The 7,051-nt window shown below is 37.8% G+C and carries 8 protein-coding genes; 6 read left to right on the forward strand and 2 right to left on the reverse strand.

All coding sequences use genetic code 11. The features are described 5' to 3' along the window. Complete coding sequence (locus BMW39_RS09555) at positions 1-801, reverse strand: sensor histidine kinase (RefSeq protein ID WP_245750474.1); 801 nt, start codon at positions 799-801, stop codon at positions 1-3. Next, positions 747-1,373: a hypothetical protein gene (locus tag BMW39_RS09560; RefSeq protein WP_034974099.1), complete on the reverse strand. Its 627-nt coding sequence runs from the start codon at positions 1,371-1,373 to the stop codon at positions 747-749. The genes BMW39_RS09555 and BMW39_RS09560 overlap by 55 nt, the downstream gene beginning before the upstream one ends. 372 nt (positions 1,374-1,745) lie before the next feature. Between BMW39_RS09560 and BMW39_RS09565 the strand changes: the two genes are divergently transcribed. The 6 genes from BMW39_RS09565 to BMW39_RS09590 all read left to right on the forward strand — a co-directional run bounded on the left by BMW39_RS09565 (position 1,746) and on the right by BMW39_RS09590 (position 7,010). After that, entirely contained in the window at positions 1,746-1,997 is a 252-nt protein-coding gene (locus tag BMW39_RS09565; RefSeq protein ID WP_034974101.1) for a type B 50S ribosomal protein L31, read from the forward strand. Positions 1,998-2,101: 104 nt separating this feature from the next. Further along, positions 2,102-3,262 (forward strand): GlmU family protein, encoded by a 1,161-nt coding sequence (locus BMW39_RS09570; protein ID WP_034974103.1) that lies wholly within the window; start codon positions 2,102-2,104, stop codon positions 3,260-3,262. A 223-nt stretch (positions 3,263-3,485) separates the two neighbouring features. Beyond that, positions 3,486-5,138 (forward strand): Ig-like domain-containing protein, encoded by a 1,653-nt coding sequence (locus BMW39_RS09575; RefSeq protein WP_034974105.1) that lies wholly within the window; start codon positions 3,486-3,488, stop codon positions 5,136-5,138. Continuing rightward, complete coding sequence (locus BMW39_RS09580) at positions 5,135-5,575, forward strand: heme-binding domain-containing protein (protein WP_051879858.1); 441 nt, start codon at positions 5,135-5,137, stop codon at positions 5,573-5,575. The genes BMW39_RS09575 and BMW39_RS09580 overlap by 4 nt, the downstream gene beginning before the upstream one ends. A 62-nt stretch (positions 5,576-5,637) precedes the next feature. Next, positions 5,638-6,378: a DUF3575 domain-containing protein gene (locus BMW39_RS09585; RefSeq protein WP_034974106.1), complete on the forward strand. Its 741-nt coding sequence runs from the start codon at positions 5,638-5,640 to the stop codon at positions 6,376-6,378. A 419-nt stretch (positions 6,379-6,797) separates the two neighbouring features. Further along, positions 6,798-7,010 carry a hypothetical protein gene (locus tag BMW39_RS09590; RefSeq protein ID WP_074719319.1) on the forward strand — a complete coding sequence of 71 codons (213 nt, stop codon included), beginning with the start codon at positions 6,798-6,800 and terminating at the stop codon, positions 7,008-7,010. Positions 7,011-7,051: the final 41 nt, after the last annotated feature.

Below are 7,051 nucleotides of genomic sequence, written 5' to 3' on the forward strand. Positions count from 1 at the left end.
TTAATTGGGAATGTTGAAGATGATTCTACTTCCTTTTCCTATTTTATTTTTCCATTTGTGGAAACCTTTCACAGAGCTGATCCTGGATTCTATATTTTTAAGTCCCATGCCTTTGTTTGCGGTTTCGTAATCGAAGCTTTGTCCATTATCGGTCAGGATCACGGTCGTATGTTTCGGGTTCTTTTTGATATAGATCGAGACTTCACTCGCAGTAGAGTGTTTGATCACATTACTGGTGAATTCCTGGATCACCCGATAGATCTGCACTTCTGTGAAAATATCTTTTCGCTCATAGCTGCTGTCAATATATAAGGAGACATTGATCCGATACGACAAGTTGGTGACCAACTCCTGCAGATACAAAGCTAGTCCAAGTTTTTCCAAATTCACGGGATATAAGGAATGTGAAATGTTTCTGGTGGAATCTATCAATTCTGTGATCTGCGACGTGATGATCTTTTTGGATGATCCCTGATTTTCGGCGTTCAGATTATTAAGCCAAAGCGAAAGAATGTTGAGTCTGTTTCCGATGTCATCGTGGACGGTGATGGCTATTCTCTTTCTCTCGTCCTCTTGTCCCTTTATGTTTTCGGAGGTCAGTTCTTTTTGATGTTCGATCTCTGCCTGATATTGCGCGTCCTTTTCCTGGATTATCCTTTTGATGAAATTTCGGTAAGCCAACAATATAAAAGATATGATGACGATCAAGACGATCACCACGATGAACAAGAGGACGATATTGAGTCTTACTTCTTTAATGTCAAAAATGTTTTGATAAATAAACTGTAAAATAAACAGCATAGAATGTTGTTGACAGACCAAAACGCCGTGAAATATGCGATGGGAAATTCCATCAGCTGATGCTGAAAAATAAATATAAAGATGCTTACCGTAAAGTACAGAAAGATCATCTTGTCCACTGCGGAAAAACGGTCTTTCGCAATTCCTTTTTTAATTTCCTGTAACAAGGTGTAGCCCGCAAGAGAGATGATGACGAGATTGCTAATTCCTTTCGAATAATCATTTTTGTACAAGTCCGAAGAAAGGAATTGGTCCGCCGACAAAAAGAAGAGGCTTATGACTCCAGTTAAAATGAAATAGGATCTGTTGAGATTTAGTTTTTTAATGAATACACCCGTAATTGTGAAGAATTCTCCTGCGATGTAGAAAGGATATAAAAATGTATTGTTGCCGTCTTTGCTGAACCAATCTAGCGCGTAGGAAATATATTCAATACAAAAAACAACAAAGAGGTAGAAAACATACCATTTTTCAGCTTTAGTAAGTCGTTTGAATCTTATAATACCGATAACAAAAGCCACCGCTCCCAAGATCCGCGCTAAGTTCACTGTGATGTCAAAAAAGTCCTGCATTTAGAATGATAAGATTAAAATATAATGATGAGGTGCTTTTGTTAATAAGATGTTTTTCGCAAATTTAAACTATAGACGCAGCTATTGATTGGAATCAAATTTTCTCCGATAAAAGTAATCAAAAACTTGTAAAATCGCAATAATAATGGTTTATTAATAGATAAGTATTAACAATATCAGATTACAAATTTCTAATAATATTGTTTTGATAAAAGTTTCAGTGTTTTTTGTAACATCTTTTTTTTAATTAATAGGAAATAAAAATTTGCAGAATAAAAAAGTTTTCCTATTTTTGCATCCTCAAAACCAGAGTTGCTGGATCCATTAGTCCGATGCTCATATATTTAAACAATAATTTTAAAACTTCTGAAAATGAAAAAAGATATCCACCCAAGTAACTATAGATTGGTAGTTTTCAAAGATATGAGTAACGAGGAGACTTTCCTTTGCAAATCTACTGCTGATACAAAAGATACTATCGAATACGAAGGAACAGAATACCCATTGATCAAAATGGAGATCTCTTCTACTTCTCACCCTTTCTACACTGGTAAAACCAAATTGGTTGATACTGCTGGTAGAGTAGACAAGTTCATGAACAAATACAAAAAATTCGCTAAATAATCTTAGCCGATTTTTATAAAAATCAAAACCTTTCGGATTTCCGAGAGGTTTTTTTGTTATTTTTGCTCAACATTGAACATCGAATTTTAAACTCAGAATAAATAATGCAATTAGTATTCTCAGACGCACAATATTGGGAAGATTTCCTTCCGCTCACATTCACAAGACCAGTTGCAGAAATGCGAATGGGAATCCTGACTTTCGCAGAAAGATGGAAAAAACTTCTTGAGATTGATGAGGTTTTCTACATTACGGAAAGTTATCTTCAGGACAAATTCAAAAAACCAGAACCGAAACAAAGCCTTTTCATCGTTCCGAACTTTTTTCCATCCGATGAGGTTTTAAAGCAAATTAAAGAATTGGAAGCTGGCGAAGCTTTGGTTTATGATAATGAAGTTCTTGTCGCCAACATCAATATGGAAACTTTCTCTCTGAATCAAATCAGCAAAATGACTGATATTACAGAGAAATTATTATTTATTGAAAAACCAACTGACATCTTTTCCCACAACGATTTCGCGATCAATTTCGATTTTGAATTGGTAACGAGAGGAAAAACGTCTCAGGAATTATCTTCAACCAACGGATTCATCGGAGAAAAGGAAAATCTATTCATTGAAGAAGGTGCAACGATAGAGTTTTCAACGCTTAATTGCAAAACTGGAAAGATCTACGTCGGAAAAAATGCCGAAATAATGGAAGGTTCAAACATCCGCGGTTCATTGGCACTTTGCGAAGATTCAAAGATCAATCTTGGAACCAAGCTTTATGGCGGAACTACGATTGGCCCACATTCCAAAGTTGGTGGTGAGGTCAATAATATTGTGATTTTTGGTTATTCTAATAAAGGGCATGACGGATTCTTAGGAAATTCGGTAGTAGGCGAGTGGTGCAATTTGGGTGCAGATACGAATTCATCAAACCTAAAAAACAATTACGCTTCTGTTAAACTTTGGAATTATAGAAAAGAAAGATTCTTGGATACAGGTCTGCAATTTTGCGGTCTGATCATGGGCGACCATTCCAAAACAGCCATCAATACACAACTCAACACTGGAACTGTGGTTGGTGTCGCTTCTAATATTTTCAAATCCGGTTTCCCGCCGAACCTGGTTGATAATTTCTCTTGGGGCGGAATGAAAGGTGACGAAAAATTTCGACTGGACAAATCCTACGAAGTGGCGGAAAAAGTAATGGAGCGCAGAAAGATCCCATTGACCGAAGCCGACAAAGACATTCTGAAACATATCTACAATGAGTTTTAATTTTAAAACTCATTTTTTTGTTTAATAATACTACAGAATTTAAAAGATTTGACGACGTCAAAAAACTTTGTGCCTTAAAATTTTTCCAATCATTTCGAAAAATCTTTGTGGACTTTGTGTTTTAAAATATTTTAGATAGCAACATTTCTTTAGTTTGCTTATTTTTGCTGATCAGGATTTTGGTCAATATCCAAAATCTCACTTCTAACATCTATATATAATAATGAAGCAGTTTTTTCTTTGGCTTTTTGCATCGTTTGTTTTGGTAAGTTGTGCCAGAGTTGGGTCTCCCATTGGCGGAGCTAAAGATTCTATTGCACCAAAAATGATCGCTTCCAATATTGATACGACACGGGTCAATGTCCCAAGAAATACCAAGGAACTCAGAATTGATTTTGATGAATACATTCAACTGAAGGATATCAGCAAAAATCTGATCATTTCACCACCGATAAAATACACCAAGATCATCCCATCTTCTACAGGTAACAAATATCTGGAGATCCAGTGGAAAGATACACTTCAGGCAAACACCACTTATAATTTCAACTTCGGAAACTCGATTGTGGATCTGAATGAGAGCAATGTCTTGCCATATTTCAATTTTGCCTTCTCGACTGGTGAAAAACTGGATGATCTCTACATCAGTGGAACCGTTTCCGATGCTTTGGGAAATTTGAAAAACTCGGAAGGCAAAGATAAAAATCTTGTCGTAGGGCTTTTTCAAGTAAAAGATACGATGAATTACCGTCAGAAACCCTACTACATTTCCAAGGCGGACGAAGATGGCTATTTTGAACTCAATTATTTGACGCCTGGCAAATACAAAATTATCGGCTTTGATGATGAAAATAGCAATTCCATCTACGACATCGGAAAAGAAAATGTTGCGTTCCAAAAAGACGAGATCAACTTGGAAGCTAGCATTTCTGGCTTGAAGTTAAAAATATTCCCTTCAAAAAAAGAGGTCAGGTACAAAGAAATGTCTATCGTCACAGGAGGTGTTCTAATGACATTTGAAGGGAATCCAGAGAGCGTAATTGTCAAAACCGTTGGAGACAAGCCCGCAGATTACAAGGTCAGACATAAACCTAAATCGGACTCGATCAAAATATGGTTTGATGCTGCGAAGGAAAATATTGGCGCAACCGTCAGTGAGAACCTGAGATTCTCTTATGACACCGGCTCCAAGCAAGACACGGTCTCTATCTTCTACAAAAAACCTGCAAAGGATGAGATGACAATTACCAATCCTTTCTCAAACAAATTGGCGCCGGAAACAGATTTTAGATTCACATCCAATTATATAATAGACAAGATTCAGCCAGAAAATTGGAAACTTGTTTCTGATAGTATTGTTCAAGATTTCACAGCAAGTATTTCTGAACTTGATTCCACACAGATCATGATCAGATCAAATTTCGTAGTTGGGAAAAAATATCAACTGACTGTTCCCAAAAATACATTGGGCTCATTTTATAAAAGGTTAAGCGAAAGTGTTCGTTTCGATTTCGAAGTTGCCAAAGCAGAAGACTTCGGAAGTTTCTCTGCGCATCTTACAAATCTACCTGCACAGAAATTCTGGATCCAACTTCTGGATGACAAAAATGAGCCGGCTTACCAGAAATATACAAACCTGGCAGATGTTAAATTTGTCAATCTAAAACCAGGTGCATATAAACTAAGGATTTTGGTTGATAACAACGAGAATGGCGTCTGGGACAGCTCGGATTTTGCAAAAGAGATTGCAGCAGAAGACGTTTACCTATTCAAAAAAGTTGGCGATAAAGAGATCATGACAAAGGTCAACATACGTCCAATGTGGGAAATCAACGAAAATTGGGACCTTGCAAAAGAAGAACAACCTACCAATTGAAAAAGATAATATTTTGGATTGCCGCCGTTTTTCTAGGAATTCAGCTGATTCCAGTAGATAGGGAGAACAAAGCGGTCAATAGGAAAGATAATTTTGTCGACATCTATAAAACACCAAAAGATATAAAGGTGATTTTGAAAAATGCCTGCTACGATTGTCATTCCAACGAAACCGAATATCCAAATTACGCCTACCTCGCGCCGATCTCTTGGGCGGTCAAGGATCATATCAGTGAAGGGCGCAGATATCTCAACTTTTCAGAATGGGGTTCTTATAACAATGACCTCAGAAAAAATGCGGTCGAGAAAACCATTTCCAGCGTTCGCGATCTACAAATGCCTTTGCCTTCTTACATTGGTTATCATCCCAAAGCAAATTTGACGACCGGGCAGAGAAAAGCCGTGGAAGAATATTTTCAAAATTTGAAGATTGATTAATTTAAAATATAATTCTTATTCATAATTCAAATATTTTATATATTTGAATCAAACTAAAACTTATGAATAAGATATTAATTGGATTATCCCTTCTTTGTTCGCTTTTCGCTAATGCTCAGGAAACAGGATCCTCGGAGGAAAAGAAAAATCTGATCAAGATGAATCTGACGTCTGTGGTATTTCGCAATTATCAGTTTGCCTACGAGAGATTGTTTACCAAAAGATTTTCCGTTCAAGTGTCCTACGGATTTATTCCCGCGGGCCAAATTCCTTTCGTGGACGAGGTCATCAAGGACGAAAATGTAGAAAACATAAAACTTGGCGGAAGCAATCTTACCATCGAACCCCGATTTTATCTTGGCAAAGGCTACGGTCACGGATTTTATGTTGCACCATATTACAGATATTCGCACTTCAATGTAGATAATCTCACCTACAATTACTCTTCAGAAGATCCAGCATTCGACGGCCAGAGGATTCCGGTGTCATTCTCAGGTAAGACAAACTCCAATAATATAGGATTGATGATCGGTGCTCAGTGGTTATTGGGTAGAAAAGACAATTGGGTCTTGGACGTCTGGTTCATCGGTGCGCACTATGGCGGAGCTAGTGGAACCATCACTGGCAGATCTTCGAGACCACTTACCGCCTACGAGCAACAACAACTAAGAGATGATATTGCAGATTTGGATATTTCTCTTTTCAAGTACGACGTTACAACCAATGCCTCAGGTGCCGTCATCAAGCTGGATTCCGATTGGCTAGGTGTGAGGTCTGGGATCTCGTTCGGCTACAGATTCTAATTAATAATCATTTAATTTTGGGCAATCCCCGCAAGTTTGCCTTCACTTTGTCCAGCGCCCAATCTTGCGGGGCCGGGCTATCCGTTGCAATCTTTTTATAAAGATCCGTCCCTCCTTTCCCATCGCAGGCTCTTCATAAAAAGGATTTCCACTACTATCCCTATTGCGTGTGTTGGTGTAATGGAGACATGTTCAGATGATATCGCGATGGTCCGTGAAAACGAATCTCATTGATATCGATGGGGTTACTAGGTTTTTCATATAAAATATTGGAATAAGTTTGTGGGATCGGAAAAAGTTCCTACTTTTGCAACCGCTTTAAGAGAGCAGCGCAGAGGACCGGCAGGATAAAAAAGACACGAATATGGGCCCATCAAAAAGGTTCAAATTTTATTAGAAAAGTCTTGCAGGATAAAAAAATGATACTTACTTTTGCAATCCCAAATCGAGAGAAGCGGGAAGCGCAGGAGAGTGGTTTAGGGAACATCGGGATGGCCTTCGGGTCGAGAAAAAAAACTTCAAAAAAGTTTTGGTGGTTCGGAAACATTTTCATACTTTTGCACTCGCAAATCGGGAACAATGACAGAACAAGATTCCTGAGGATGCGGAAAGAACGCAGTTCATTGACATAACATATAACAACCAAATTAAGAAAACCAAAGCGTCAATTTTA

This window comes from Epilithonimonas lactis (assembly GCF_900110605.1).
GTDB lineage: Bacteria > Bacteroidota > Bacteroidia > Flavobacteriales > Weeksellaceae > Epilithonimonas > Epilithonimonas lactis.

Excerpts from the sequence above, each read along its gene's own strand:
- BMW39_RS09590 (WP_074719319.1), top strand. The coding sequence starts at position 6,798 with ATGATACTTACTTTTGCAATCCCAAATCGAGAGAAGCGGGAAGCGCAG.
- BMW39_RS09560 (WP_034974099.1), bottom strand. The coding sequence starts at position 1,373 with ATGCAGGACTTTTTTGACATCACAGTGAACTTAGCGCGGATCTTGGGA.
- BMW39_RS09575 (WP_034974105.1), top strand. The coding sequence starts at position 3,486 with ATGAAGCAGTTTTTTCTTTGGCTTTTTGCATCGTTTGTTTTGGTAAGT.
- BMW39_RS09570 (WP_034974103.1), top strand. The coding sequence starts at position 2,102 with ATGCAATTAGTATTCTCAGACGCACAATATTGGGAAGATTTCCTTCCG.
- BMW39_RS09585 (WP_034974106.1), top strand. The coding sequence starts at position 5,638 with ATGAATAAGATATTAATTGGATTATCCCTTCTTTGTTCGCTTTTCGCT.
- BMW39_RS09565 (WP_034974101.1), top strand. The coding sequence starts at position 1,746 with ATGAAAAAAGATATCCACCCAAGTAACTATAGATTGGTAGTTTTCAAA.
- BMW39_RS09555 (WP_245750474.1), bottom strand. The coding sequence starts at position 801 with ATGCTGTTTATTTTACAGTTTATTTATCAAAACATTTTTGACATTAAA.